At 50.3% G+C, this 26,956-nt stretch carries 22 protein-coding genes; 6 read left to right on the forward strand and 16 right to left on the reverse strand.

What is annotated here, in order from left to right:
• Window positions 1-2 precede the first annotated feature (2 nt).
• A complete protein-coding gene (locus H7F31_RS33375) occupies window positions 3-833 on the forward strand; it encodes a DUF2935 domain-containing protein (protein WP_261800235.1) in 831 nt (276 codons plus the stop codon).
• 26 nt (window positions 834-859) lie between these two features.
• Here H7F31_RS33375 and ligD read toward each other — a convergent pair whose 3' ends face one another.
• On the reverse strand, window positions 860-2,185 hold the full coding sequence (gene ligD, locus H7F31_RS33380; RefSeq protein WP_261800236.1) for a non-homologous end-joining DNA ligase: 1,326 nt from the start codon (window positions 2,183-2,185) through the stop codon (window positions 860-862).
• 354 nt (window positions 2,186-2,539) lie between these two features.
• Between ligD and H7F31_RS33385 the strand changes: the two genes are divergently transcribed.
• From H7F31_RS33385 to H7F31_RS33400, 4 genes are all read left to right on the forward strand, one after another.
• Window positions 2,540-3,742, forward strand: coding sequence for a patatin-like phospholipase family protein (locus tag H7F31_RS33385; protein WP_187102375.1), 1,203 nt, complete (start codon window positions 2,540-2,542; stop codon window positions 3,740-3,742).
• A 66-nt stretch (window positions 3,743-3,808) separates the two neighbouring features.
• Window positions 3,809-4,378 (forward strand): dihydrofolate reductase family protein, encoded by a 570-nt coding sequence (locus tag H7F31_RS33390; RefSeq protein ID WP_187102376.1) that lies wholly within the window; start codon window positions 3,809-3,811, stop codon window positions 4,376-4,378.
• A 5-nt stretch (window positions 4,379-4,383) separates the two neighbouring features.
• Window positions 4,384-6,660 (forward strand): ATP-binding cassette domain-containing protein, encoded by a 2,277-nt coding sequence (locus H7F31_RS33395; RefSeq protein ID WP_397373560.1) that lies wholly within the window; start codon window positions 4,384-4,386, stop codon window positions 6,658-6,660.
• A gap of 165 nt (window positions 6,661-6,825) precedes the next feature.
• Window positions 6,826-8,049, forward strand: a complete 1,224-nt coding sequence (locus H7F31_RS33400; protein WP_187102377.1) for an MFS transporter — start codon at window positions 6,826-6,828, stop codon at window positions 8,047-8,049.
• Window positions 8,050-8,208: 159 nt separating this feature from the next.
• On the opposite strand, the gene H7F31_RS33405 is transcribed toward H7F31_RS33400, so the two are convergent.
• The 10 genes from H7F31_RS33405 to H7F31_RS33450 all read right to left on the reverse strand — a co-directional run bounded on the left by H7F31_RS33405 (window position 8,209) and on the right by H7F31_RS33450 (window position 19,431).
• Window positions 8,209-9,234 (reverse strand): SPFH domain-containing protein, encoded by a 1,026-nt coding sequence (locus H7F31_RS33405; protein WP_187102378.1) that lies wholly within the window; start codon window positions 9,232-9,234, stop codon window positions 8,209-8,211.
• A gap of 20 nt (window positions 9,235-9,254) precedes the next feature.
• Complete coding sequence (locus H7F31_RS33410; RefSeq protein WP_187102379.1) at window positions 9,255-10,067, reverse strand: TPM domain-containing protein; 813 nt, start codon at window positions 10,065-10,067, stop codon at window positions 9,255-9,257.
• Window positions 10,061-11,092 carry a TFIIB-type zinc ribbon-containing protein gene (locus tag H7F31_RS33415; RefSeq protein ID WP_187105680.1) on the reverse strand — a complete coding sequence of 344 codons (1,032 nt, stop codon included), beginning with the start codon at window positions 11,090-11,092 and terminating at the stop codon, window positions 10,061-10,063. Before H7F31_RS33415 ends, H7F31_RS33410 begins: the two co-directional genes overlap by 7 nt.
• Before the next feature lie 414 nt (window positions 11,093-11,506).
• Window positions 11,507-12,175, reverse strand: a complete 669-nt coding sequence (locus H7F31_RS33420; RefSeq protein WP_187102380.1) for a PspA/IM30 family protein — start codon at window positions 12,173-12,175, stop codon at window positions 11,507-11,509.
• A 196-nt stretch (window positions 12,176-12,371) separates the two neighbouring features.
• Window positions 12,372-13,406, reverse strand: coding sequence for a tRNA 2-selenouridine(34) synthase MnmH (gene mnmH / locus H7F31_RS33425; RefSeq protein ID WP_187102381.1), 1,035 nt, complete (start codon window positions 13,404-13,406; stop codon window positions 12,372-12,374).
• Window positions 13,407-13,439: 33 nt separating this feature from the next.
• Window positions 13,440-14,486 carry a selenide, water dikinase SelD gene (selD, locus tag H7F31_RS33430; protein ID WP_187102382.1) on the reverse strand — a complete coding sequence of 349 codons (1,047 nt, stop codon included), beginning with the start codon at window positions 14,484-14,486 and terminating at the stop codon, window positions 13,440-13,442.
• A gap of 79 nt (window positions 14,487-14,565) precedes the next feature.
• On the reverse strand, window positions 14,566-14,943 hold the full coding sequence (locus H7F31_RS33435) for a hypothetical protein (RefSeq protein ID WP_187102383.1): 378 nt from the start codon (window positions 14,941-14,943) through the stop codon (window positions 14,566-14,568).
• 78 nt (window positions 14,944-15,021) lie between these two features.
• Window positions 15,022-15,696, reverse strand: coding sequence for a uracil-DNA glycosylase (locus tag H7F31_RS33440; RefSeq protein ID WP_187102384.1), 675 nt, complete (start codon window positions 15,694-15,696; stop codon window positions 15,022-15,024).
• Window positions 15,697-15,793: 97 nt separating this feature from the next.
• Entirely contained in the window at window positions 15,794-16,120 is a 327-nt protein-coding gene (locus H7F31_RS33445) for an antibiotic biosynthesis monooxygenase family protein (protein ID WP_187102385.1), read from the reverse strand.
• A gap of 152 nt (window positions 16,121-16,272) precedes the next feature.
• Entirely contained in the window at window positions 16,273-19,431 is a 3,159-nt protein-coding gene (locus tag H7F31_RS33450) for a DEAD/DEAH box helicase (protein WP_187102386.1), read from the reverse strand.
• Window positions 19,432-20,110: 679 nt separating this feature from the next.
• Here H7F31_RS33450 and H7F31_RS33455 point away from each other — a divergent pair.
• The gene (locus H7F31_RS33455; RefSeq protein ID WP_187102387.1) at window positions 20,111-20,398 is read left to right on the forward strand and encodes a hypothetical protein; all 288 of its coding nucleotides are present in this window, start codon (window positions 20,111-20,113) and stop codon (window positions 20,396-20,398) included.
• A 550-nt stretch (window positions 20,399-20,948) separates the two neighbouring features.
• On the opposite strand, the gene H7F31_RS34445 is transcribed toward H7F31_RS33455, so the two are convergent.
• The 5 genes from H7F31_RS34445 to H7F31_RS33480 all read right to left on the reverse strand — a co-directional run bounded on the left by H7F31_RS34445 (window position 20,949) and on the right by H7F31_RS33480 (window position 26,935).
• A complete protein-coding gene (locus tag H7F31_RS34445) occupies window positions 20,949-21,143 on the reverse strand; it encodes a reverse transcriptase domain-containing protein (protein WP_261800237.1) in 195 nt (64 codons plus the stop codon).
• A 437-nt stretch (window positions 21,144-21,580) separates the two neighbouring features.
• Window positions 21,581-22,564 carry a DUF4435 domain-containing protein gene (locus H7F31_RS33465; protein ID WP_187102388.1) on the reverse strand — a complete coding sequence of 328 codons (984 nt, stop codon included), beginning with the start codon at window positions 22,562-22,564 and terminating at the stop codon, window positions 21,581-21,583.
• Window positions 22,554-23,996, reverse strand: a complete 1,443-nt coding sequence (locus tag H7F31_RS33470; RefSeq protein ID WP_187102389.1) for an AAA family ATPase — start codon at window positions 23,994-23,996, stop codon at window positions 22,554-22,556. The genes H7F31_RS33465 and H7F31_RS33470 overlap by 11 nt, the downstream gene beginning before the upstream one ends.
• Before the next feature lie 196 nt (window positions 23,997-24,192).
• Window positions 24,193-26,625 carry a DEAD/DEAH box helicase family protein gene (locus H7F31_RS33475; protein WP_187102390.1) on the reverse strand — a complete coding sequence of 811 codons (2,433 nt, stop codon included), beginning with the start codon at window positions 26,623-26,625 and terminating at the stop codon, window positions 24,193-24,195.
• Window positions 26,606-26,935, reverse strand: coding sequence for a nucleoside triphosphate pyrophosphohydrolase (locus H7F31_RS33480; protein WP_187102391.1), 330 nt, complete (start codon window positions 26,933-26,935; stop codon window positions 26,606-26,608). Before H7F31_RS33480 ends, H7F31_RS33475 begins: the two co-directional genes overlap by 20 nt.
• Between the last annotated feature and the right edge of the window lie 21 nt (window positions 26,936-26,956).

A 26,956-nucleotide genomic window follows, 5' to 3' on the forward strand; every position in this document is an offset into this window, starting at 1 on the left:
CATTGCATGCTGTTCGAGCGGTAACCGTTTGGGAGGAGCACGCCTTTTGGCTGGAAATTTTGCAGGATCATGCTTATTTTGTCTTCGATTTTACAGCATCGTACGAGAAGACGTGGGTCGAGGAGGCCAAACAATTTATCGGCAGGTTCCAGGTGCTTATCGATCGATTGAACACGCTGCCCAGAGAGGAATCCCATGAGTCCCCCCTTATGATTGCGATAGCGAAGGAAATATGGCCGGTGGCTCAGGGCTATTACCTGTTCGAAGGAAGGCTGCAAAGCCTGCGGATCGACAACCAGGTTCAAGTCGCCCTGTCGCCGACCTTTTTTAACGGCACCCTGAGCGAGAATCAGGAATATTTGCGCCAGTTGACCTTTTACATGCAAGGCAAGCTGCCGGACCGGCTGCCGCTCGTGCAGCTGCTGGATCTGTGGCTGGAGGACCAGCTCGGCCACGCCGTACTGCTCCGCAACGCATTGGACCCCATGGAGCTGGAGGCGATCCGCGAGGCGGACCGGTTTACCGACATCTTTAGAGGGTTCATGGTCCAGAACCAGCAGATCCGGGGTTACTTGCGCTTTGCAAGGCCGGGCATCCAGCGCCAGCAGCTGCTCGCCCATCAGGTAGGGCAGGCCGTGCTCGCCATGAACGCCTTTATCCATAAGGTCGTCAGGCTTTATCAAAACACGGAGCTGATGAACAAGACGACACTGCGCTTCCTGGAGCATCACTTCCCGGAGACGTGTTACTTCATCCGCAAGCTGAGCGAATTCGATCCGGCGCTGCTGGAGCCCGCGAGCAAATGCTCGCTTAAGAAGCCGTCCTTCCGCTAAGGGGGACGGCTTTGCTTTAGCCTTGATCACAAGCGGGTCGTTCCCGCTTTCAGTTGCGCAATGACAATGCCAAGGACAGTGTTGGATTGAACCCCATAATTCCGCATCGGACAAGGTCTTGTATGAAGCCGCTCCAACACCGACGGAATCGTAAATTGCTCCGGCGCGAGGCCATCATTCACCTCGTCCCACTCCAAGGGAGCCGCCACCGTGGCCGCTTCCGTGCCTCTGGCGGAATAGGGGGCTATGATTGTTTTGCCGGGCGCATGCTGAATATAGTCGACGTACAGCCGGCCGCCCCGCTTCTTCTTTAGCCGTTCGATCGTGAACAGCGCCGGGAACTTCTGCACCAAATATTCCGCGACGAATGACGTGAACACTCTTGTGTCGTCGTACGTCAGCGTGTTTGCCGGGCCAAGCGGAATGTGGATCTGGATCCCTTTCCCTCCGGATACTTTGGGATAACCCGTTATGCCGAACCGGTCAAGCACCTGGCGAATTTCGATAGCCGCCCGCACCGCGAGCGCAAACTCCTTGCGGCTTGGCGGATCGAGATCCAGCACGATCTCGAGCGGATTCGTTTCGCCGATGCGCTGGAACGGGACATGGAGCTCGATAACCGCCTGATTGCCAAGCCAGACCAGCGTCGATAGATCGTCGCAGACGATGTAGTTAATCCCTGAGGATTCCGAGGTACGGACAAAAGGCGGTGCGTATGCGGGACAATTTTTCTGATAAAACAACTCCCCCGGCACGCCGTGAGGATACCGAATCGAAGTCAATACTCTATTCTGCAAAAAAGGTAGCAGCCTGGGAGCGATCCGGATGAGATAAGCCGCATAATCCTCCTTGGCGATGCCGGCGGAAGCCCACAATGGCTTCTCCGGGTGCGTCAATCCCGCCTTGGGGAGAAGGTCCGCATTGTCCACGATCAGCTTGCTCCAGGTGCAAGTGTCCGCCTTCTCTCCGAATCGGAAGGAACAAAAAGCGGGATGAACAAGATGAACGACCGCCGATTCAAGACCCATCCCGCCATTGTCGCTAGCTGCAAGTCCGTCGAAACCGAGCTCCACGCAAATCCCCGGCTTGGTCCGAACCAGCGTACCCAAACCGCCGTCCTCCTCCCGATTGTCAAGAATCGTCTTGGCGAGCGTCTCCCTCTCCTCCGGCTTCATCCCTTCCCGAAAGGAACCGACTGCCGTCCATTCTCCATTCCCTTGCAACAACCCTGCTATGAAACTGTCTTGCGACCTGTCGTATCCAAGCACGACGAAGACCCCGCGATAGAGTCCGGCTCCTCGTTTAAAGTGCGCCGTCATCCCCGTTATACTGCCGAGATTTGTCATGACCATCTCCTTCCTCTCTTCGATATAGAGGTTGTTCAAAAAGTTCGTTTTTGATCACGAAGTATGCCAGGAAGCGTACTCGACATCGAATATGGAACGCAAGCGAAACTTCCGGTGCTCACGTAGTTCCACTACGCTCCGCTCCTCAGTTTCTACTTGCATTCCATCTTCTCGGTGCTGAAAACCGAACTTTTTGAACTCGAACATATTGTCTGACGTTATGCAGGCCGAATATACCTTCTCGCCATATGCATGGCATGATTGCCGGAGGTATAATGGAAATGTCTGCAAGGTACGGCATACATATCTTTATAAGTGCTTACATAACGGAGCAACAAGACAGACGGGAGGATTGCCATCATGGCGGAAGCTGCAAAGCCGGGGCTGGGGCTGGGGCTGGCGCTTGAGGGCGGCGGCGCCAAAGGCGCTTATCATATGGGAGTGGCGAAAGCGTACCTAGAGGCGGGCCATACGTTCGACGCGGTAGTCGGCACCTCGATCGGCGCGCTTAACGGAGCGGTCATCGCGCAAGGCGACTTCGAGAACGGCTATCGGCTGTGGGAGCGGCTGGATGCCCGCGCGATTTTCGATATTACCGATGAGGAATACCACCTGCTGATGCGGCGCAGGCTCGACACAAGCGCCTTGCGCCACTTGGCCTCGAGAACCCGGAAACTCATCGCGAGCAGAGGCATGGATACCAGGAAGATGCGGCAATTGATCGCATCCGTTGTCGATGAAAGCCGGCTGAGAGAATCCCCTGCCGACTTCGGGCTGGTAACGGTATCCTTGACGGGCCGCGCTCCGCGCGAGCTCTACAAGGAAGATATACCGCAAGGACAGTTGGCGAACTATTTGATGGCCAGCGCTTCCTTTCCCGGCTTTCAAACAACCGTCATCGACAACGAGGCTTTTATCGACGGGGGGCTGTATGACAACTGTCCGATTAATATGTTGGCTCTTAAAGGCTACAAACAAGTCGTCGCGATCAGGACGCTTGGACTCGGGATTACTCGCAAAGCCCGGTATCCCGGTATGACGGTTACGACCATCTCGCCTTCCGAACCGCTCGGCGGCATGATGAGCTTTAATCCCGAGTCGATACGACGCAGCTTGAACATGGGCTACTACGACGCCATTCGGCAGCTTAGAGGGTTACATGGGAAAACGTATTGCGTCGACATCGGCGGGATAACCGAAGAGATGTGCAAAGAGATGCTCGACTCGCTCCCCGAAGCCAAAGTGTCGGGTGTCGGCCGCATGCTCGGCGTTGGCGGACTTCCGCCTCGGGAATTGTGGAGCAAAAGTATCGTGCCGAGGTTGTCCGGCAGCATGCGGTTGCCGGCGGACGCGTCGTCTCTGGCCTTTATCATCGCTCTGGCAGAGACTTTAGCGACAGCAAAGGATGTGCACAAATACGCCGTCTATTCCTTCGCGGACTGGATTCGTACCGCCATAAGCGGTCCTCTACGGAACACCCGCGGTCTCGGCTTCCGTCAAGTGGAGCTCTGCATGGCCGCGCAGCGTATACTGGAGGCCGTTCGGCTGCCTCTCCTTTCTTAATATGACATAAGGTGACGTATTTGAGGATCTATAATGGGGGTAAGTCAACGAAAGGAGTTACCGCTCATGAAACGAAAAATCATTTTAGATTTAGCAGTTACTTTGGATGGTTTTATTGAAGGAAAAAATGGTGAGGTCGATTGGTGCATCATGGACTCCGAGATGGAGTTTAATCATTTTTTAGATCAAATCGATACCATTTTATATGGAAGAAAAAGCTATGATTTATGGGGTCAATATACGCCGGAAATTGATCATTCGGATTCCGATAAAGAACTTTGGGGATTGTATCATAGCAAAAAAAAATATGTGTTTTCCAGGACGCAAAGGGGCACCGATGATAACGTAATTTTCATAAATGACGGTATTCTTGAAGAAGCAGCTAAATTAAAGAATGAGCCGGGTAAAGACATCTGGCTATATGGCGGAGCAAGTTTGATTACAACTTTCATCAACTTGGGACTTGTCGATGAATTTAGATTATCCGTTCACCCTGTTGTTTTGGGAGAAGGCAAACCGCTGTTTACGGATATAAAACAGAGGTTGAATTTAAAATTGGTTCATACAAGAACGTTCTCCTCGGGCGTCGTACAACTCATTTACCATTCGCTCTTGGAAAATAGAAATCCGTGGTGATGTCTATGAACGGCTATGATATCGTAATTGAAGGAGCGCGCGAGAATAACCTGAAAAACGTGAATGTCCGCATCCCGAAGCAAAAAATCACGATCTTCACCGGTGTCTCGGGATCGGGCAAATCCTCCCTTGTTTTCGACACCATCAGCGCCGAAGCTCAGCGGCAGCTTAACGAGACGTTTTCCGCATTCGTCCGCAATCGGCTGCCCCGTATTAGTAAGCCGGATACCGATCTCATCGAGAACTTGTCTACGGCGGTTGTCATCGATCAGAAAAGACTCGGCGGCAACTCCCGTTCGACGGTCGGCACAATCACGGATATTTATGCCATGCTCCGGCTGCTTTTTTCCAGAATCGGCAAGCCTTCGGTCGGCTCTTCTCATGTCTTCTCGTTTAACGAACCGGCCGGCATGTGCCCGGAATGCTCCGGCGTCGGACAGGTGGTGCGGTTTGGCGTGGAGAAGCTGCTCGACAAGTCCAAATCGCTTAATGAAGGCGCCATCCTGTTCCCCGTCTTTAAAGTGGGAAGCTGGTACTTGAATACGTACACCCATTCCGGCTTGTTCGACAACGACAAGCGGCTTGCCGACTATACGCCGGCAGAATGGGACACTCTCCTAAACGGCAAAGAAAGCAAAATCGTATACCGCACCATAGGCGGCGATATCGAATCGAATTACGAGGGTCTGCTGCCCAAGCTCACCCGCCTGTATTTAAAGCGGGACAGCAGCGAGATATCGGATGCCAAACGCGAAACGGTGGAACGTTTTCTATCATTTAGCGATTGTAACCTTTGCGGGGGAAGCCGGCTTAACCAAGCGGCCTTGGGCTGTCGGATTAACGGATACAACATTGCGGAGTGCGCGGCGATGGAAATCGGCGAGCTCATCCGTATGATTGAAGTCATTCGGGATCCCGTTGCGGGTCCGATGATCGGCGGGATTTTAACCCGGCTGAACCATCTGGTCTCCATCGGACTGGAGTATCTGAGTCTGGACCGGCAGACCGCCACTTTGTCGGGCGGGGAGTCGCAGCGCATCAAGATGGTCCGTCATCTGAGCAGCAGCCTTACCGGCATGATCTACATTTTCGACGAACCGAGCGTGGGGCTGCATCCGCGAGATGTCCATCGTCTCAACGGCATGCTGCGTCAGCTCCGGGACAAAGGCAATACCGTGCTCGTCGTCGAACACGACCGCGAGGTGATCGAAATCGCCGATTACATCATCGATGTCGGACCTCTTGCAGGAACCCGCGGCGGAGAAATCGTCTACGAAGGAGACTTTGCGGGCCTGCTCCGCGCGGATACGCCGACAGGACGGCACTTAAAGCAAAACCTGCCCTTGAAAACTTCAACCAGGACGCCTACGGATTGGATGACCGTAACCAGCGCCAGGCTTCACAATCTGAAGGATGTTACCGTCGATATCCCCGTCGGTGTGCTGACCGTGGTAACGGGCGTAGCCGGCTCGGGCAAAAGTACGTTGATTAACGGAGTCTTCCTGCCATCGCATCCAGAGTCGATTGTCATCGACCAGTCGGCCGTGGGCACATCCATCCGCTCCAATCCGGCCACTTATACGGGAATGATGGACGAGATCCGGCGGCTGTTCGCAGCCTCCAACAAGGTGAGCGCATCATTGTTCAGCTTCAACTCCAAAGGAGCCTGCTCCAATTGTCAGGGTCTCGGGATGATATACACGGATTTGGCCTTTCTCGAGCCGATAAGGACGATTTGCGAAAGCTGCGAGGGCAGGCGGTTCAGCGACGAAGTGCTGGAATATAAGCTGAACGGAAAATCCATCAGCGACATCCTCGCCATGACGGTACGGGAAGCTTTGGAGTTTTTCAGCAGGAAGGAACTGCTCCGTCAATTGCAGACGCTGGAAGATGTGGGGCTCGGCTACGTGACGCTGGGCCAACCTTTAAGCACCTTGTCGGGCGGAGAATGCCAACGCATCAAGCTCGCCGGCGAGCTGCATAAGGAGGGCAATCTCTATGTGATGGACGAGCCGACAACCGGATTGCATATGTACGATATCTCCCGTCTGATGGACATTATGAACCGCCTGGTCGACAGGGGCAACACGGTGGTGGTCATCGAGCACAACCTGGATGTAATCAAGAGGGCCGATTGGATTATTGACATGGGCCCCGAGGGCGGACATCAGGGCGGCCGAATTGTCTTCGAAGGCACTCCTGTCCAGCTTGCCGCTGCCGAGCATTCGATAACGGGGGCGTATTTGCGCAAGTCGGAAGGCGGCCAGGGAGCGTCCTCCTGACGAGGGACATTTCAATGGACCTATTTCCGAAATCGGAAAACAACCCCCTCCCGAGCCTGTGGCCTCATCAAACAGGGTTCCGGAAAAGGATCGGTACAGATCGCTATGTTGGTGGTATACTCGTAACTAGATTATTATCCACTGATCCGATTGGGAGCGATTCGATTGAACATATGGAAGGACTTGCGGACGTTCGCGGACGTACCCGGAGCTCGCGGGTTATTGGGCGCGTTGTTCTGCTATGGCATCGGACTCGGCATACTGGCGCCTATGAATGCCATCTATCTAAGCGAGAACATCGGGCTTGCTAAAGGGCAGATCGTATCGGTATTTGCAATATCCGCCTTGCTCAACCTCATCGTTACGATAACGGTCGGCATCTTTAGCGACAGGATGAGGAGCAAAAAGAGGATTGCCATCGGCGCTGCAATCATCTGCATGATAGGGCTGCTGATGTATATGCGGGCGGATAATTACGCGCAGGCGCTCATCTTCCTGTGCGTGGCATCGGCTCCCTCCGGACTCATTATGGGGCAGCTGTTCGCGCTGGCGCGTAACCACTTCGCACGCCTGGCGCCCACTCTGGTCGAGATGGCGCTTATTTGGCTTCGTTCGTCGATGAGCGTCGGTTTCTTCGCCGGGTTGCTGATCGGAGCCAACCTGTATGTGCTCGCGACGTTTCAAGGGGTCTTATGGGGCAATCTGACCGGATATGCCGCCTTGATGGTTTTGCTTCTGATGCACAAAGAGCTGGGCGCCGAAACGCCGACGGGGGGCAAAAAAGTCGCAGCTCCGAAGGATGGAGAACCTTTTTCTCTCCTCATGCTTCTCGCTATTCTTATGATTGCATGCGCTGACGCCGTGCGTGGACTATACCTGCCGCTCGTCGTAAAAGAGCTGTTCGGCCGCGCCGAATTCGCCTCCTACATCTGGAGCGTACAGGCCATATTCGAGCTGCTGCTTATGACCGTTTCCGGTTACTGGGCGGCGCGTTATGGCACCAAGCGCATTTTAATGCTGGGCGGTTTGTGCGCAATTGCCTGCTACGCCGTCTATCTTGCGGCGCCTCCGCTGGCCTACTTCTTCCTCGTGCAGCCCGTCTATTCGCTGTTCGTCTCCATCAAGTTCGGCGTGGCGATGGGTTATGTGCAGCGCATGTTCCTTGGCCGCAGCGGTTTCGGCGCCAGCCTGTACGAAAGCATCATCCTGATGGCGACGCTGCTCGGCTATGTCCTCCCTCTATTTATCGAAGGATACCATCCGCTGCTGTTCCTGATCCCGACCGCCATTATCGTCGTATCGCTGTTATTGATCGGCTGGTCGATGGCGAAGGAACGCGACCGCAGTTCGGGCATAGGATCGTCGGGAGACACGGCAGTTGCGAAATAGGAGCGTCCTCCGCAAGGACAAGGAAAAGCCGTCGCGATGGTCGCGACGGCTTGTTGGTTGTCCTGGGGGTTGGCGAGTCATGAGTGTTCGACCGTTGCCAGCTTGATCGCAACGGAGGCTCATCCATCGACCATTAGACGCACAGTGGATCTACTGCCGTCAGCCCAGCTTCTGACCGCAGTTGGGACAGAAGTTCGCGCCTTCGTTCTTGGCGCCGCAGTTCGGACAGAAATTCGGCTTCCCCCCGCCGGACGGAGCCGATCCGGAGCCCTGCTGCCCCGATGCGTTGGAACTCCCTTGCTGCCCGGAGCCGCCGCCGTTCCCGCCTTGCTGGCCGCCGTCGCCATTCATGCCCTTCATCATTTCCTTGGCTATATTCATGCCCATCATCATGCCTGCCGCATCGGCCGCCATTCCGCCGCTTTGCAGCTTGCCCGATGAGATCGCGTCGATCATCGACGCCTGCTGGTAGCGGCCCATATCCCCGATCATGCTGTGCGAGGCGTTTTTTGTAATCATCGCCTGGATCTCCGGCGGATAGTTGAAGCTCATCACCTGGAAGCCCGAAATCGTGATGCCGATATCCAGCAGTTCCATGTCGAGATCCTCGCGAATGCCACGCGAGATTTCCGCTGCATTGGCTTGGAGGTTGAACATATCCTTGCCTTCCGTGCTGATCCACTTCATGAGCAGGCTGTCGAGCACGGAGGTAATGCGAAGCTTTACGTCGTCGACGAGATAGCTCTCCCGCACGCCGGCGATTTTATCGATAAACGTCACGTAATCCTTTACCTTGAACACGAACGTGCCATTGGCGCGGATCGGCATGCCGCCCGGCAACTGCGGCGTCGGAATCATGACGGGGTTCTGCGTCCCCCATCTTACCGTAAATTCCTTCGTGTTGACGAACACGACCTCGACCCGCATGCCGCTGTTGAAGCCGAACTTGAAGCCCTTGAGCGTGGAGAGGAACGGAATAATCTGAGAATCGATATTGTAATCGCCTTCGTCCTGGAAGATACCCTCAATTCTGCCATTATGGACGAAGATCGCGTCCTGGCCGGGGCGGATGATCAGCTTGCTCCCCTTTTTGATTTCCTTGTTGCTCCACTTCCAGAATATCATGTCGTCGCGGAACTCTTCCCATTCCACCACGTTTGCGAACTGGTTTTTGAAAAACACCATTATGCCTCATCCTTCCCCTTTTAAAATGATCCTCTACTTCCGCTGTGCGAATGGCCGCCAGACGATCTGCCGCCACCGCCTCCTCCTCCGCCACCACCGCTGCTCGGCTTCGGAATATGCTGCTTCGTTACCGTCGTTCTTATATACTGATCGCGATGGCCGATGACCCCGGAGGATCCGACGTTCTCGTAGGTGCGGCTGTGCACCGTGACTTTTCCTCCCGAGTTCGCCACCATCCGCCAGACGATCAGGAGAGCTACAACACCGGCTGCGCCGACCTGAAACCACCATTTGAACAAAATATTATCGGGATCCACGCCCGGCTTGTAACCCATGTAACGATGCGCCGTTACGATGTAGTCCGAAAACGCTGCGTAATAATCGCCCGCCGACAAATCGGACGTGATCCGGTTCCTGATGCGGTCTAGTCTGCCGTCGTCCAGATAATCCTCGCCCTTGTAAAAGCCCGCCAAATAAACTTCCCTGAACTTCATGTCCATCGTCAAAATGACGGCATTGCCATGGGGCTTGTCGTAGCCGGGAGCCTTGTTGTCGTAGAAGTCTTCCGTCATCTTCATGACATCGGCTCCCGACTCGTTAAGAGAGGTATAGATGATGATGTCGGTCTCCCTTTCGGCACCGTACGTTCTTGCCATCTCCGTAAGCTTGGCCTCCTGCTCCGCGTCAAGCAGTCCCGCTTCGTCGTAAATCAGCGGCTTCCCGTCCTCGGCCGCGTACACGGAGGCCAGCGGAAAGCACAGGAAGAGCATCCCTATGATTGCGACCATCCCCGCGAACGGGGAAAGGCGGTTAAATTGTCTTCCTGTCACCATATTCCGCCTCCCATCGCCAGCTGTATGGCTTTCATGGCCGCGAACCCCGCGAGGAAGATGCCCGCGAACCAGCCGAATATTTTGCCCTTGCTCAGCGGCGGCTTTCCGACGACCTTCCCCGTCTGCCCGTTCATCGCGAAGGTGTATCTTTGTTTATTATAGTCATAATGCACAACCCAAACGGGCAGCAGCGCGTAATCCGCCTTCATCGCGGAAGTCCGGATGTTCTTGTTCTGGTAAGTCAGTACATGGTATGCCTGCATCGTGGACTTGATATACGATTCGATGTAATCGCCAATCTTATGCTTGGCGCGTGGATACAATACGCTGTCGTCGTAATTATATTTCTCCGCGACGTAGCCGGAGAGATAGGGCGCCTTAAATTCCTTTAGCCGATCATAGGGGAACGGCTCCAGCTTGTCCATAAGCTCGTCGTTCATCTTCTCCGAGGCATCCACCGGCACCTTTACGTAATCCAGCACGATGTCCCGGTAGACGTCATAATGCTGCGTCTCCGTATACATGTAGTCGCCGCTTCTATAGGTTCGTACCTTGGTCCCGTGCGCCTGTACCTGGATGCTGCTATGCAGATCGTATAACCAAAAAGGCACGTACATGCCCGTGATGCTCTGGATCCGGTCCGCGGTCATAAAGCCCGGCGGCGTCAAGAGACCGTTCTTGCACCACTTCTTGAACGCCTTTTGCGCCTCTTCCTTGCTAATCGCGAACGGAATGACGATGTCGGGAGACAGCTCTCCCGCCAGCCGATCGCCCAATACGACGTTGGAGCCGCAGAAGCTGCAAGACGTCGCTACCGTCTCCGGCTCCGTGATGAGCACGGCGCCGCAGCTCGTGCAGTGGTATTCGTGCGCCTCGTCTCCGCTAAAAACGGAGTGGCTGTTGGAGCCCGAATAACTCTCGATCTCGTCCTTCCTGCCGCAGCTTTGGCATAGCAGCATGCCGGAGGCGCTATCGAACGCCATCTCGCCCCCGCAATTCGGACACTTATATGCAATGACCGACATTCGTGCCATCACACCCCTTTCCCTTCCCGATTCGCACTGTTGTGCTACCTTTGTTTCCTTAACAAAATCACCCGGACTGGTGGTTAAAAAACCAAAAGCGTCTAGTCACTAGTCAGTAGTCACTAGTCAGTAGTCACTAGTCACCCACCGCCTAACGGACATAAACAACGCTATTCTTCGATTTTTTGGGTTTTCAAAAATCTAACGGACACAGACTACCTTATTGACATTCTCAGAGCGCCATTTGACTCCATTACGACCAAATAGTGTCTTTCCTGTCTGTTAGATTGGGTGAACGTTAAAAATCGGACAAATAGCGTCGCTGGTGTCTGTTAGTTTCGATCGCTCGTATGTGCAAGGTTGTCCTTCAAACGGACAGGAGCGTCGCTATTGTTTATCCACATTCGAAAGGCCTTACCGGCCCAGCTTCTCCTTCAGCTCGGCCAGCTCTTCCTCCGGCTTCGTTTCCTTCGCCTTCTCGTACTGTTCGAATTCTGCGTCTATATCGTAGGCCGCGTCTCTGCGAAGCTCCGCGAGCGCCATCGCCTCGTCATAAGCGCGCTCCGCCTTCTCCTCCAGCTCGTCGAGCATAGACGCTCCCGCTACACCCGCTGTGTCCGCAGCGTTAATCTTTTGCTGCGCTTCCGCAGCGGCAAGCTTGCCTTTGATCGCCGTCCGGCGCGCTTCCAGCAAGTTGATATCCGCGGTCAGCTTTTCCTGCAGCGCCTTCATGTTCGCGGCATTGCCCGCCGCGGTATGGTAAGCGGCTTGCAGCTCGGCTTCCTTGCCAGCCTCCGCCGCCTTCTGTTCCAGAAACTTCATCGCCTGAGCTTCATTGCCCGACTGAACCGACTTCTCCGCGTATCGCTGCAGCTTGGCGATCTCCGCCTTGCATTCGTCGAGCGCCCGCTTGGCCCGGCTTTCCGCAGCCAGAATCGACGCCGTCTCCGCCTTCACCTTGCCCAGCTCGCCATTTACGCTTCGCATATATTCGTCAAGCGACTTCTCTACATTGTCGGAACGCTTAAGCAGCGCATTTACATTACTGGTCATCAAATCCCTGAATCTGGATAGAATCCCCATTTGCCCGCCTCCTTCTGCAACAATTTCCTGATCTTATAGTACCTTATTTTCGGCAAAAAGGATTCATATTTATGACTCGTTGCGACCTGCAGCTCTTGCAAAATGTCGAACAGCCCCTCCTCGGCTCCCAAGGAAGGGCTGTTCGGTGTAGTTAATGACAAGCCACTTTGCACGGCTTCTGAATGTTCTTCGCTCTTCAATATCCTCGGCTCATGAGTTGTTCCTTCACCAGCCTGGCGGCCTCGGCAACCGTACCGGCTTCGATGATCGTCGTCGGTCCGCTATACTGGCTCATTGCGTGCTCGTAGCGTGGATCGTAATAATGCTCCAGTAGCAGCCGGACGGCTGCTTCGTATTGATCGGCTTCCAGACATGCCGCAATTTCCTTGGCAACCGGTGTATGAATGTGGCGGCGTATGCGCTGAAAGCCTTGAATCAGCTCCTGCTTATGCTCCAGCGGACGGTAATCCTCGACGATATGACGTACGCGTTCTTCTATAGGCAGACGAATCAGCAGCTGCTCGCCTTGCTCCTTCTTCCTCACGATAAAATCCGGAATGACCGCCTTGCCGATTCGCTTGCTCTCCCCTTCAATCAGGACGTATGGGGACTGCCCGAGCTGCAGCAAGTCGGCAACAAGCAGCGACTCGAACGTCTTCTGATTATGGGATGCCATCCCTACATGTCCGAAGATAGAACCGCGATGTCCGGCCATTCTTTCCAAGTCAAGGACGGGATAGCCCTCCTCCGCGAGCTGGCGGAGAATAGCCGTCTTGCCCGTTCCGGTATTGCCAAGCAAGACAATCGGAGAAGCAGCCAGCTCCATATTCTCCAGCGTCTCCACGACCCACTTGCGGTAAGCGCGGAAGCCTCCCGTCAGCCTATGAACACGTATGCCCATCAAGGAGAGAACCGTTGCCGTCGTCTTGCTGCGCATGCCGCCTCGCCAGCAGAATACGACCTTCTGTCCCGGAATCTCGCGGAACTGCTTAATAAAATCAGGCAGCTTGGCCGATACCAGCTCCAGCCCGCGGTCCATCGCCGCCTGAACGCTGACCTGCTTGTAGGTTGTGCCGACCTCCGCGCGTTCCGCGTCGTCGAAGAGCGGAATGTTGAGACTGCCCGGAATCGTCGCTTCGGCGAATTCGGATGGCGAACGCGCGTCGATAGTGACGACCGTCTTGCTCTGCCGCATCTTTAATAGCTCGTCTATGCTCATATCCTGAAACAACGATACCGTCTCCTTGCCGTATGGTTTCTCGCTTTATCTGACCTCGATGCGTCCGGGATGCTCATCCGTCGCGCCGCCGATGATGGCAGCCTCCACGCCGGACTGCTTCAGCTTATCCAATAGCTCTTCCGCTTGTTCTCCGGCTACGGAGATGAGCAGGCCCCCCGAGGTAACGGCATCGCACAGGATCCATTGCCCGATCTCGTCCAAGGTATCCGCGAAGTCGATGGAATCCTTGACATGGGCAAAATTGTTCTTCGTGCCTCCGGGCACGAAGCCCGACTCCGCCAGCTCTCTGACTCTCGGCAGGACGGGGACATCGGCAGCGTTCACCCGTATCCCCACTCCGCTGCCTTTGGCCATCTCCAGCGCATGTCCCATCAGGCCGAAACCCGTTACGTCCGTGCAAGCATGCACGTCGAACGGCTCCATGATTTCCGCGGCCGTCTTGTTGAGCGTCGCCATGACCTCCGTCACACGACGAACTTCATCCGCACTAAGCTTGTCCTTTTTGATGGACGTCGTCAGGATGCCTACGCCGATCGGCTTGGTCAGGATCAGCTTGTCGCCGGGAAGCGCTCCCGCATTGGTCCGCACCTTGTCCGGGTGTACAAGGCCCGTGACGGCAAGTCCGAACTTTGGCTCGGCATCGTCGATGGAATGTCCCCCTACGAGCGTAATGCCCGCCTCCCGAGTCTTGTCCCCGGCTCCCCGAAGAATTTCGGCAAGAATGGATTTGTCCAGCGTCTTGATCGGAAAGGCGACAATATTAAGCGCCGTCAGCGGTTTGCCGCCCATGGCATATATATCGCTGATCGCATTGGCCGCGGCCACCTGGCCGAAAGAATACGGATCGTCGACGATCGGCGTAAAAAAGTCCACCGTCTGCACAAGCGCCAGCTCGTCGCTTAGCTTGTAAACGCCGGCGTCGTCGCTCGTATCGATACCGACCAGCAGATTGGGGTTCGGTATAGAGGCCGGCAAGGCGCGAAGGACTTGGGAGAGCTCTCCGGGTCCGATTTTGCACCCGCAGCCTCCTTTGGTTGAGTAGGAAGTCAGTTTGACCGGTTCCGTGTTCATGGCGTAGTTCCTTTCCATAGGGATCGTTAGTGTTATATTAATGAATTATGTTCATGATAAACGATACGGCTCGGAAATTCTAACTCTCCGCCGCCAGATCGATCTCCCGATTAGCAGTGCGATACTTGATGTAATGCCGGTTCCAGATTTGCGTTGCCGTCACAATCGTTGTTTCTCCGTCCTTCTCGAAAAAATAGCCGGACCCTTCTTGGCCTGCATAGGTCCAGCCTTCCTCATGCATTTTTTCCTTAAGGAGCTCTCGGTGGCCCTTCGCTTTGGATACGTACTCTCCGTCCCCGTTCATGGGTAGGATTGCTCCTTCGGCAGATCGCAGCCGATACATGAGTCCGGCATTGTCTAGTCCAACCTTATTGAGGAGAAGACCTGCCGCGAGCAGAAGCAACAACGCGGCAACCGCTATCGTCCATAAAGTCCACTTCCAAACAGCTTTCTGCAATGTCATCTCTCCTCTTTCCTTTGTTGGATGCAGACGCTCACACTTTGGACGGACGTTTGGGTACCGAAAGGCATTGGCTTATATGTTTTCAATCTGCCAATCGATCTCCCCGCGGCCGCTCGCGCGAAGAAATTCATTGGCCCGAGAGAACGGCTTGCTGCCGAAGAAACCCCGGTGCGCCGACAACGGGCTTGGATGCGGCGAGCGAAGCTGCAGATGATGCCGGTTGGTGATGAACTCCGCCTTTTTCTGGGCATGGCTGCCCCATAGCAGGAACACGACGGGCTTGTCCTTCTCGTTGATGGTCTGTATCACCCGATCCGTGAAATGCTCCCAGCCTTGCCCCTTATGCGAATTGGCTTCGTGCGCCCGCACCGTCATGACCGTGTTTAGCAGAAGCACGCCCTGCTGCGCCCACTTGATCAGGTAGCCGTTATTGGGAATGTAGCAGCCCAGATCCTCGCGCAGCTCTTTGTACATGTTCAGCAGCGACGGCGGCGTGCCGATCCCTTCCTTTACGGAGAAACTGAGACCGTGCGCCTGGCCTGGCCCGTGATAAGGATCTTGCCCCAGGATCACGACCTTCGTATCGGCAAGCGACGTGTAATGAAGCGAGTTATAAATATCGTATTTGTCCGGGTATACCGCTCCCCTGCTATATTCATCAACTAGAAAATCTCTCAGCTTCAAATAGTAGGGCTGCTCGAACTCCCCCTCCAGCTTTTCCGCCCAATCATTCTTCAAGATGGCCATAATGAGCGTCATCCTCCCCCGCGTTTTCAATCTAAAACTATTATACATGATTCGCAATATTTGATAACGACCGGCACGGGCACTCCTTCGACATTAGTCAACCCATAAAGTTGTCCCGCTCCACCTTTGCCACTCGCAAGCCGAATTGTTGGTACCACTCCGCCTTGCCCTTGTCCTGAGCGACTTGATGCAGAGAGTGGTTTTTCCAAGCTTCAATGGCTTCAAGCGTCGCCCAATAAGAGACAGTGATCCCAAAGCCGTCGCCGCCTCGAGCGCTTTCCACGCCAAGGAACCCCTCCTGCTGAGATGCCAGCTCCACCATCTTGTCCCCCATGGCTCCATACCCTTTGTTATCCCCATCCGACATCTGCGAGGTGAACACAACGGCGTAATACGGCGGTTCAGGTGTTCGAGCGATTGTCATTCGTTAGCACTCTCCTTAGTCATTCTTCTCTATCGCTAGTGTACCAGATTGTAGCGGATAATGAGGCCTCTGTCTTGAGGCTCCTGATAATTTGAGGATGAATGGAAATAGGACGCCTACATTAAAGGCATCCTTTAACCTGCTGCATATTGCTATACAATCGCCTTCTTGGCCGCCGGTACCATAGACGGAGGCAGCTCTTCCTTCAGCCGCCAGACGAAACTGATTGGCTTGTTGCCTTCATGACTCACGTATTCCGCTTCTCCCAGGAAAGTGAACGGACTTGTAAACCCGCCCTCTTCCTTGTATTCCCGAACGAATAACAGGATGCGAGACGCACGTTCCCTGTGATGAATATACCGCTGTGCCGTCTTCGACTCTTCTGATGTACGACTCTGCGTCTGCCAATGGAACAACGTCTCATTAATGGCGTAATCCTCATATTGCGTCGATGGGGAGAAGTCCTTGTCCGACTTGTTTAGAGTGATAAGGAAAATGTCGGTTGACTTGCTCTCAAAATATTTGACCCCTTCGCGGAAGCTAGGAGCCGCTTCATCATTCCAATAGCCGAAAGCAGCCATCACCTGGTCCAGCGTATAACGGCAATGCACATAAAGCGGTAGAGCGTAAGACAAGCCGTGCGGTTTGTTGACAAAATCGATATTGGAAAGATTATAGTGCAGGATTGCCATTACTTCTTCTCGGAATGGAACGCATGAAAAGATTTGTAGAAGCGCATCCCGAACTCCCGCATACCCCTGCTTTTGGGGCTCCGTCCTGTAAAAAGTATAATAAAACATAGTAAGCATGAGCTGCTCTTCTTCGGACTGCGCTAGCCGGCTTGTTGCCAAGTAATCGATTAGAAAACGCAGTAGTCTAGGTTCATTGAGCTGTAATAACGCCGGGATACGCTTCGTCAAATATTCGCCTGCTTCCCAGAGATACGGCTCCTTTAATCCCGCTTCCACCAATAGACGTTGGAAGCTTCTCCGCCCCGTTCTTCCGCCATAGAAATCCTGTAAGGTTAGCCCATAATGAACAACGAAATTTTCTAGCGTCACGGGTAAACCCGTATCTGCCTCGAAGTATTTGAGTCGATTCACAAGGCTTCTTCGGTTTACGGACATACTCTTAAGATTGCGCAATATGTAATGTTTAGCCTGCTTTTCGAGCTGAATAAAGCTGCCTCGCGGCAAACTTGAAAACCCATTCTCCACATAATGTTGAACGGAATGTTTCGTCCTTCCAAGCAAAGCACGGAATTTCTCCTGAAAATTGTATTCCTGATGGGCCTGTCCTATAAAATCCAGTACGGTGAGGCATTCCTTGCCCTCATGCAAGCGGAGTCCACGTCCAAGCTGTTGAAGGAATACGGTCAAGCTTTCCGTCGGGCGGAGAAACAATATCGTATTTACAGCGGGAATATCAACGCCTTCATTGTACAAATCAACGACGAAAATCATGCGTATCTCGCCTTGCTCCAGCTTCCTCTTGGCTGATTGTCTCTCCGTATCGCTAGATCCGCTGTATAGGGATATGCTTGGTATGCCGGCCTCGCAAAAGACGGTTGCCATATACCGTGCGTGATCAATGCCAACACAGAATCCCAGCCCTTTGAGAGCGTCCATGTCCGTCGAGTACTTGCGCAGGCTGTTTAGAATTTGTACGGCACGAATCTTATTATGCGTATACAAATTTTCTAACTCGTTTAAATCGTATCCGCGTCTCGACCAACGCACTTGCGTCAAATCAACCGCATCCGTCACCCCAAAATAATGGAAAGGACTCAATAACTTCCGATCGATTGCATCCGTAAGCCGAATTTCGGCCGCGATGCGGTTGTCAAAATAACCAAACACGTCCTTGCCATCCATGCGTTCGGGCGTCGCCGTTAAACCCAGCAAAATACGAGGACGATAATGGCCCAGCAATTTTTGGTAGGACGGCGCAGCCGCATGGTGAAATTCGTCAACTACGATGTAATCGTAATAGTCCGGTGTCGTTCGCTCCGTAAGTTGCATCGAATTCAAACTCTGAATACTAATAAACAGACGATCCAGGCTCTGAGCTTGATGATTGCCAACTTGAAGTTCGCCAAAGTTCAAATCCTTTAAGATATAGCGAAACGCATCTCGGCTTTGCTTCAGAATTTCTTCGCGATGCGCAACGAACAGCAGCTTCGCATTTGGGTGATTTTGTGCAAATTTTTTGAAGTCGAACGCCGATACGACCGTCTTTCCGACGCCAGTCGCCGCCACAACCAAATTGCGTGTCCGTCCATGCAACGTTCGCTGTGCCTCTAATTTCTCCAGGATCTCCTTTTGGTAGTCGTAAGGATGGATCTCGAACGGAAATGAAAGTCCCTCCTCATCCTTGGCCGACTTTCCCTTGCGCAGCGCTAGCAACAGCATCTCCTCGTCAGTTTCATCGGTTGGGTCGAAGAGCTTGAACGCCCGATCGTTCCAATAGCTTGCGAATGTGGCATCAATCTTGTTTAGCACGTCGTAGGAATCCTTCTCCGTCACCTTCAAATTCCATTCCAGTCCGCTGGTAAGCGCCGGATTGGACAAATTGGACGAACCGACGTATGCCGTCGTAAAGCCGGTATCCCTCTTAAAAACGTAGGCTTTAGCATGCAGCCGAGTACGATCGGTGTCGTATGAAATTTTGATTTCTGTATTCGGCAGTTTGCTGAGCTCCTGAATTGCTTTGTAGTCAGTAGCTTCCATATACGTTGTTGTAATGACGCGTAGCTTTCCGCCTCTTGTCGTGAACTGCTCCAGTTGCTCCATTAAACAACGAAGCCCGCTCCACTTGATGAAGGACACGATCCAGTCGATACGGTCCGACGTCAAAATTTCCTGTTTTAACTCGTGAAGCATGTTCGGCTCCGCATGCGCGCCGGTAAATAATGAACTTTGGGACAGCGGCGTCGCTGGCCGAATCACCTTCTCGTCTTTGAATGCACGAATGTGATTCATCCTGGAGTAAATATGCGTCAGCACTTCTCCCTGCTCGTCCAGCTTCAGCGCTTCGGCTTCCTCTGCTCCGAGACTTTCCTTCAAAGACGCGATAACATCATTGCATGTCCGCACCTGTGCCAATATTGCCTCTTCGTCCTGTGTCCCTGCCTGTTCCCTCACCAGCTTGAGCGCTCTGCGAGTGACAAGCCCGATGTAGCTGGATAACATTTTCCGAGCTTCTTCGCTGTCCAGCTTCTCCTTTCCAATAACGAACTCAGAGGCATTTAGCCGAAGCAGTTGCTCCGATGTCAAACCGTTGATGACTTGTTCGTATAGGCCTTCTTTCATGAGTAGAGGTACGCCTCCTAGTTCTTTTGGAATTGCTGCATATAGAAAAAGAGCAACTTCTAAGGTTACTCCTCTTACTTTTTTAGCTTATATTCATCGAGGCTCCCCAGATACCTGCGCCCATTTCTCTCGTGGCTTAGGTTCTTCTCTCGAAGTGTAAAAATAATCCATATTCCCGATGTGGCTGTTCTCGATGTAATTCATAGAAAGCGTTTTATGGCAACTGCCCAATCCATTGTCCCGACTTCGTCGCAGAGCAAATAAAACAAGTCGCCGAAGGAGCGAGTGTCGCCGATGCTGTGAAGCGAGTAGAATGTATCAAAGACTTCAATGTCCAACGGATCACGTAAATACGAATTACCTCTCCCACTGAAAGGGAAAGGTCGGTTGTCAAAAAATCAAGCCATTCGTTTTTTCAAACGATGACGTACTAACACGAAGTGAACCGGAATGCCTAGTACCAGTTCGTTCTGAATGCTGCGGAGAATACCTAGTTTTGTGCTCACAACAAGTGACGCCGCAGTGTATAACTCATTTTATGATAGTTTTGGCCTTGGACGAGAAAACGTTCGTTTCCATTTTGACCAGACTGATTACATTGCTACTCAGCCCCCTAATGAACTTGGACAGTCCCCCCCCCTTACTTCAATACATTAATATGGAGGCGGAGGGGAACGAGATGAAGAAGACACAGTATGATCTTAATTTCAAGAAGATGGTAATTGCCAAGGGTAAGAAGATTGGCAATATGACCGCAGTAGCAAGGCAACAAGAGCTTGATCCGAAGATGGTACCCCGTTGTGCCAGAGAACTGAACAACCGTAAGGATCTGGATCAATTGGACGGGAGCAGCATCAAGCAAGCGAAATTTGTGCCGATCGCAGAAGACTACGCGGAGCTTGCGAAAGAGAATGAGAAGCTCAAGAAGTTCTATGCAGAGCAAACCTTGGAGAGAGAGAACTTCTAGACCTGCTAAAAAAACGAACCCGCACTTGCGGATAAAATAGAGATTGCCCAGAAGTTTATCGTTTTGGGTCATAACATCCGTTTTGTGCTGCGTGTGCAGGAGGTGGAATGCTCCACGTATTATGCACATGTGAGTAAGGACAGCCCCGTCAAGAGACAGTACACAGGGGCGGTCGCCCTGAAACTGGTTTATCTTATAAAAAGGACGGCAAGCCCATCAGTGATGAGCAGATATGCGAATGGATCATGGAGTTCTTGGCAGGCGAGTTTGGGCTCAGGTAAAGAGTTACGTTTCAGAAAGAGATCAAATTTGTCATACGTAAAGCTTCGTCTCTGGCTTCTGCGGTTCACCCATTTAAATAGCGCTTTGGTAATCTGAAATTTGTATACCGACAGTGCTCGGCTATTGTCGGTTATCCCGTAAAGCGGTAATGCCCGCCGAATTCTGTCGGTTCCCACGTGCCTTGTTCCATGACCCCGGCTTTCAGAAAACGCCAGATTAGCCTTTGAATATTAGAGTATGCTATTCTCTCTCCAAGAAATTTCTTGAGCTATGTGTGGTTGACATTCGTGAATAAGCTACGGATGTCGGCATCCACGATATAGCTGGTTTTCCCATACTCAATGATGCGATTTAATGCTTTCAGGGCGTCATGACAACTTCGTTTCGGTCGAAAACCATAGGATAGGTCAAGAAAATCCTGTTCGTAGATGGCCTGTAAAATCTTATTCAGTCCCAATTGCACGATTTTTCTTCATAAGAAGGAATGCCGAGCGGTCTTTTGCACTTTTCATCTTTGGGTAAATAAGTTTTTCTTACGGGTTGCGGCCGGTAACTTTTCCTCTGTAGCCGTTTCACCAGGCTCTTGATATTTGATTCCTGATTTCTCTCATATGATGCCTTCGTGACTTGATCGGCACTGGTTGCTTTGTTGCCATCCAGTTGATGGCATTGCGTCAGCAGTTCCTCATTCAAGAGATGATAAAGCCATGTGAATTACTCTTTTGGCTTTTCTTTTGCAATCTCTGCTATTCTGGCTAGTTTTTTTTGCACTTTTGACCTACTCCTGTGCGTAGAAAATGTGTCCCTAGCAAGATCGGTGATATGTCACTGCCTTCCCTCTGCCGACTTTACTCGGCTTCCTCGGAAGTACGCAGTGAATGAGTAGGGAACACTCCTAAATTATCCAGAAAACTCTTGTTCAATTTTTTGCAAAAGATATGAGAATTCTTGCGATATACCTGGTATCCATTCTACTTTTAATCTTCCAGTGATATTCGAAAGGTCGCCTTTAGGCTTTTCTTTCTTTAGATGTGGATTCTCTTCTAGAATATATTTAATAAACTCTGATAACGAATTAGATATAATTTTTCCTTTTATTGCATATTTAAAAAGATATAAAGGTTCTGTTGATGAAAGTATACTACTTAATTCATTATCGTAACCTACTATAATTTTTTCTACAGATGTAGTGTCTAATCCTACTTGACTTAATTGTTGATCAATATAACCCGAAATCCTTTCAAGCGCATTCTCAATACCTAAATGTTGCATCCTCATCATGGAAGATGGTTTTTCACGTAGGATTTTAAGGACCTTTTCAAGTTGCACTTCAGAGAGCACAGGACTTCTGTAATTTATTTCCCGTAAAATGCATAACTGAATAAAAGGTTTACAATATTCTTCAATTTTATGTAAACAATGAAGAATTTCCTCGTAAACTTCTAACTGGGAATAATTACATGCATTTTTAATAATTATTCTTAGTAAAGTATCTTCAAATAGATAATTCTCTAGTTCATAGTAGTCATAATACATTACTCGGGGATTCGAATGCTTTTCCCTTAAAAAAAAGTCATAATCCCTATCTAGTAAGCAAATAACATTGCGTTTTTCTTGTTCTAGCCGTTCAAATAATTTGATTGCATTTCTCTTGCCTGCAACTTTACTACTCCCATCAATTTCTTCATCATTTGCCTTTAACAACCTGAAAGTTTTTTTCACTTCTTTTCCCTTATACAAGTAGTAACTATTAATAACTTCAACGTCATCTGGCCCTTCAAGTAAAAGAAGTTTATCCTTACCAAAAAAGCTTTTCGTAAATATGGTCTCAGTCACAACTGCCTTTGCACTTTCTTTAAGTGCACTTCCTCTTCTAATATTCATCAATATCACCTAATTGCCAAATGTAATCTTCATAATCGCTATTGGCGATATATGGAGAATGTGTCGCCAGTAAAATATTTGCCTCTGATAGACTTTTTAATGTATTAAGTAATTTAATTTGCCATGAAATATGTAAAGATAGTTCAGGTTCATCAATGATAATTACTGGCTTATAAAGTCCATTATTCTGTGACAAAGCCACATAGGATAGCAATGTGATTAGCTGCTTTTCTCCAGTAGATAACTCTTTAAATTGTCTAGATAGTTTTAAATTATAATTATCAAATGTAAGGTTTATTTTATTCTTGAAGAATTTATACAAATTATTCTTCAAATACTCATACGGTTCAAGTTGTTTATTTACTTTTTTCATATGGTTATCGTAGAGATTTATGAGTCTCAAAACCAATTTATTATTTTCTCCAATTGAGAATAGACTATTTAAAACTGTATCTTTATCATCCACGTCTATTTCCGAATTTGTAGAAAAATCAAAAGTAAACTTTAACCTTTTAGATATCTCTACTAACTTTCGTTGTTTTTCAAAATACTGTCGAATTTCATTTTCCTTAATTTCTGAAATCCCCAATTGTCGTGATAAATCAATTAATTGAGCAGGTGCTTTTTCGTAGAGAGAACCATTCGCTTGTGTGCTCTCTTTTTTTTCATACGTGCTTTTTATCATTTCTTCAATGAAGGTCTTTAGCACCTTATCTAAACCCTCTGAATTTAACTTTCTGCATGTGTCTGAATAGGATTTATATAAATGATCTATATCATTGTCTGTAACCCCTACAACACGGCGATCATTTGGAAAATTGCTAAGAGTCTTATTAATTTCAGATAAATCGACATCTTCTTTGATTGGGTAATTTTGCTCTATTAACTGTAATATATCACTATCAATTCTTCGATATGTAGGGAAATAGATGACATTATCTTTTAAAATTCGGATAAAACCCAGTTTTTTGTATTTAACTATTAGCTCCGTTAGACTTGTAATTACTTCCATATTAAAAGGGTTCTTATCTTCTTTGTCTGAATCCTGTTGTAATTTCGGTTGAAGAAGCTCATAGGTATAGTCAAAAAACCAGTTCCCTTTACTGATTTTTATGGTGTATTTGTCGCCGCTATTAAGAAAATAACTAACAAACAGAGTATCTATTGCTTTTTTTTGGACTTGAATTTTATAAACTAGCTGAGATTTATTTTTCTTATCAAAATTTTTTACATCTAGTTCCAATATGATATTCTTAAATATTGATTTAACAATTGTTTCAAAGTCACCCTGTAGAATATTAAAGATCAAATTCAATAGAGTTGTTTTGCCTGCCCCATTATCTCCTGTTAATATAGTGAGTCCCGCAGAAAAATCTATATCAATTGGATTATCTGACTCGTAAAAACCTTGAACAAGTAACTTTTTCAACAATAATATTCACCCTTTAGTTGGATTTTTACCTTTAATAATATATCAAATTTTACAAATATGTAAATAGTAAAACAAGGTATAATGTGACTTTGATAGACAGCCCCTTATTTGGTTCAATTAAAAATCGACATTATCACCGTTACATAGAACCATATCATAGATAATATTTTTCCAGATGAATGATCAATATGGACCTTTAACCCCCCCGCCGCTCAAAATGATAATGCAACCGATACAAACAAATATCCTTCGTCCACTGATATAGAGTCTCCGTATCCTCTGGACGAGTAGGCGGCTCGATCATCAAAGCAAATAAGCCATTCTCGAAAGACGTCATGCTTCCCCGAGCGCCAGACCATTTGGACATGGGCATCTCCGCAATAAGATCGCTTACCCCTGCCTCGTTATAGCTCCACAGTCGCTTAGCCTTTTGATCCGAGAAGTCGATTCGCTTCCGATATTCTTTGCCAGTCAAGTATTGATGGAAGAATGGAGCCGCCTCGGATGGCGTAATTACCTTCATCCACTCCCTCGCCCCACGCTCAAGCATGGCAAGCAACACAACCATCTTGTAGCTCTTGGCCATCGCGGTCTTCTCAACATCCTTGAGCCAAGCCTCATATTGCTGAAATAATCCTTGCTCGCGCTCCGTCAATTCGTTAGCCCAATGCAAAAAGCCGATGTAACTACCGAATTCGCTAGCATATTCACGGCTATTGGCACGACCATGCAGATGAAGCTCCAAATAAGTCGGAGTCCGGCCAAGCTCATGCTTTAATTGTCGGTAGGTTCCCAACAGATACTCTCTTCGCGGAAGCTTCTTGCGGCTGATCTCCGCCAACAGGTCTATGACTTGTATATCCAGCTTCAGCTCGCATTCGCCAGGGAGGGCCGCCGTTACTGCCACCTTGCCAGAACTCGACGTCTCGAACTTCTCTTCGAATAGTCGCTTTTTCAAGTCGGCATTGCGATAATTACCGATCAAATCAATAATATGACAATGGCTTTTGTTATCCGATAGTCGAAGCCCGCGTCCTACTTGCTGCGTGAACACCGTCAGAGACTCCGTCGGTCTAACGAATAATAACGTGTCGACGCTTGGGATATCTACGCCTTCATTAAACAAATCCACAGTGAAAATGATATGCAGCCTGCCCTTCGACAGGCCGTCAATCGCTTCGCTTCTCGTCATTCCAACGGTCCCCGAATGCAAGCTGACGGTCGAAACTCCCCGTTCCTGAAAATAATCAGCCAGGTAATCTGCCTGTCGGATGGATGAACAGAAGGCAATTGTGCGCGTGAGCTTATGCTCCTCCCATGCTTCGTAGATGCGGTAAGCCATAGAATCTCGCAATTGTAACGCTGCCAGTTGCTCCTCGTCATAGTGAGAACCTAACCAACGAACCTGCGAATAGTCCGTACTATCGTAGACTCCAAAGTAGCGAAACGGCGATAGCCAACCTCTTCTAATCGCTTCCAGGAAATGAATTTGATAAGCCACGTTGCCATCGCATAACGCGTATACATCCTTGCCATCCATTCGGTCTGGCGTGGCAGTAATGCCGAGCGTAAACTTCGGCACAAAATAGTCCATAACCGAACGATAAGATACGGCCGCCGCATGATGAAATTCATCCACGACAATGAGATCGAAAGCATCCGCCCTAAAGCTTTCCCGGCGCCTTCTCATCCCTAATGTGTAAATCGATGCAAATATACAATCAGCATCTGCTTCCTTATGGACACCGTTATAAAACCCAAAGCTCCTATCCGGCAAAATACGCGAAAATGAGGCCTTGGCTTGATGCAAAATTTCCTCCCGATGCGCGACAAATAATACACGTTTGAATCGCTTCGCGAGAAATCCGGCAAGATAGGTTTTACCAAGTCCGGTGGCCATTACTACCATAGCCTTCCCGTAACCCTCCTCCAAGGTTCGATCCAGGCCCTCTAACGCCTCTAGCTGCGCGAATCTTGGGGTAATGGCAACCTCCGAGTTTGCTGTTTCCCGTTCCATTGCCTCGCCGATTTCATCCGATCGATAATCCTCTTCCTCCATTCGCTCGACGAGTTTCGTTAACTCGGGACTCTCGCGATGACGGAACAGATATTCCTCTTCATAGCTTGTGATGGAATGCTCGTTCAGCGGCATGGTCGATTCATGATAGAAGTTCTGCATGAACTTATCTAGCGCGACTTGGAAGGTGTAAGGCTCCGCCTTGGCGTTCATCGCCAGATTCCACTCCATGCCCATCTTCATCGCCGACATGGAAAAATTAGAAGAGCCCACGATGAGCAAGCCTTCGCCAAGCTCATAATCGAATAGATAAGCTTTCGGATGAAAGGATGTCCCCATGCTTCGCCACAACCTGGCTTCTAACCGTTCGTCAATGCCGCACAATAGCCGAAGACCTTCCGGTTGCGTTACGAACAGGTAGTCTCCCGCCAGCACCTTCACTTCTGCTCCACGTTCAATCGCGCTCTTCAGATGAGGTGCCAGTAAACGTACTCCCGACTGCATAATGAAAGAAGTCATAATATAAATGCCGGCGGCATGCTGCATATTAGCGATTAATTCATCGCCTAGGTTTTTCGTAATCAGCCTGACGTTAAGCTTCGTCGTCGACATCGATCAGATGCACCCGCTCCCGGAAGCCGCCTCGTTTTTTGGCCTTTTGCCTGCGAAGCTCCTCTCCTTCCTCCACGCTGTATCCGTGTGCGGCAGTCAGAGCTCTAATCACCTCAAGAACGTCTGCCAGTTCCTCCAAAGCTTCATTGGGATTTTTGGCGCCTAGATATTCGTTCACTTCTTCCATCAGCTTCGTATTTAGTTCTTGTAGATACTCCTCGTCGTTCAGTATACGAGTCCGGCATGTCTTGCCCGTCTCCTCGATGATTTGCGGAATACGATCTCGAACGAGTTTATTGTAAGTTGGCATCTGGATCACCTCTTCCTGTAT

Origin of the sequence: Paenibacillus sp. PAMC21692 (assembly GCF_014303795.1) — a bacterium.
GTDB classification, from domain to species: domain Bacteria; phylum Bacillota; class Bacilli; order Paenibacillales; family Paenibacillaceae; genus Pristimantibacillus; species Pristimantibacillus agaridevorans.

Excerpts from the sequence above, each read along its gene's own strand:
- H7F31_RS33390 (WP_187102376.1), top strand. The coding sequence starts at position 3,809 with ATGAAACGAAAAATCATTTTAGATTTAGCAGTTACTTTGGATGGTTTT.
- H7F31_RS33415 (WP_187105680.1), bottom strand. The coding sequence starts at position 11,092 with ATGTCGGTCATTGCATATAAGTGTCCGAATTGCGGGGGCGAGATGGCG.
- H7F31_RS33450 (WP_187102386.1), bottom strand. The coding sequence starts at position 19,431 with ATGAAAGAAGGCCTATACGAACAAGTCATCAACGGTTTGACATCGGAG.
- H7F31_RS33385 (WP_187102375.1), top strand. The coding sequence starts at position 2,540 with ATGGCGGAAGCTGCAAAGCCGGGGCTGGGGCTGGGGCTGGCGCTTGAG.
- H7F31_RS33445 (WP_187102385.1), bottom strand. The coding sequence starts at position 16,120 with ATGACAATCGCTCGAACACCTGAACCGCCGTATTACGCCGTTGTGTTC.
- selD (WP_187102382.1), bottom strand. The coding sequence starts at position 14,486 with ATGAACACGGAACCGGTCAAACTGACTTCCTACTCAACCAAAGGAGGC.
- H7F31_RS33405 (WP_187102378.1), bottom strand. The coding sequence starts at position 9,234 with ATGGTGTTTTTCAAAAACCAGTTCGCAAACGTGGTGGAATGGGAAGAG.
- H7F31_RS33420 (WP_187102380.1), bottom strand. The coding sequence starts at position 12,175 with ATGGGGATTCTATCCAGATTCAGGGATTTGATGACCAGTAATGTAAAT.
- H7F31_RS33395 (WP_397373560.1), top strand. The coding sequence starts at position 4,384 with ATGAACGGCTATGATATCGTAATTGAAGGAGCGCGCGAGAATAACCTG.
- H7F31_RS33440 (WP_187102384.1), bottom strand. The coding sequence starts at position 15,696 with ATGGCCATCTTGAAGAATGATTGGGCGGAAAAGCTGGAGGGGGAGTTC.
- H7F31_RS33455 (WP_187102387.1), top strand. The coding sequence starts at position 20,111 with ATGAAGAAGACACAGTATGATCTTAATTTCAAGAAGATGGTAATTGCC.
- ligD (WP_261800236.1), bottom strand. The coding sequence starts at position 2,185 with ATGGTCATGACAAATCTCGGCAGTATAACGGGGATGACGGCGCACTTT.
- H7F31_RS33475 (WP_187102390.1), bottom strand. The coding sequence starts at position 26,625 with ATGTCGACGACGAAGCTTAACGTCAGGCTGATTACGAAAAACCTAGGC.
- H7F31_RS33410 (WP_187102379.1), bottom strand. The coding sequence starts at position 10,067 with ATGGTGACAGGAAGACAATTTAACCGCCTTTCCCCGTTCGCGGGGATG.
- H7F31_RS33465 (WP_187102388.1), bottom strand. The coding sequence starts at position 22,564 with ATGAATATTAGAAGAGGAAGTGCACTTAAAGAAAGTGCAAAGGCAGTT.
- H7F31_RS33480 (WP_187102391.1), bottom strand. The coding sequence starts at position 26,935 with ATGCCAACTTACAATAAACTCGTTCGAGATCGTATTCCGCAAATCATC.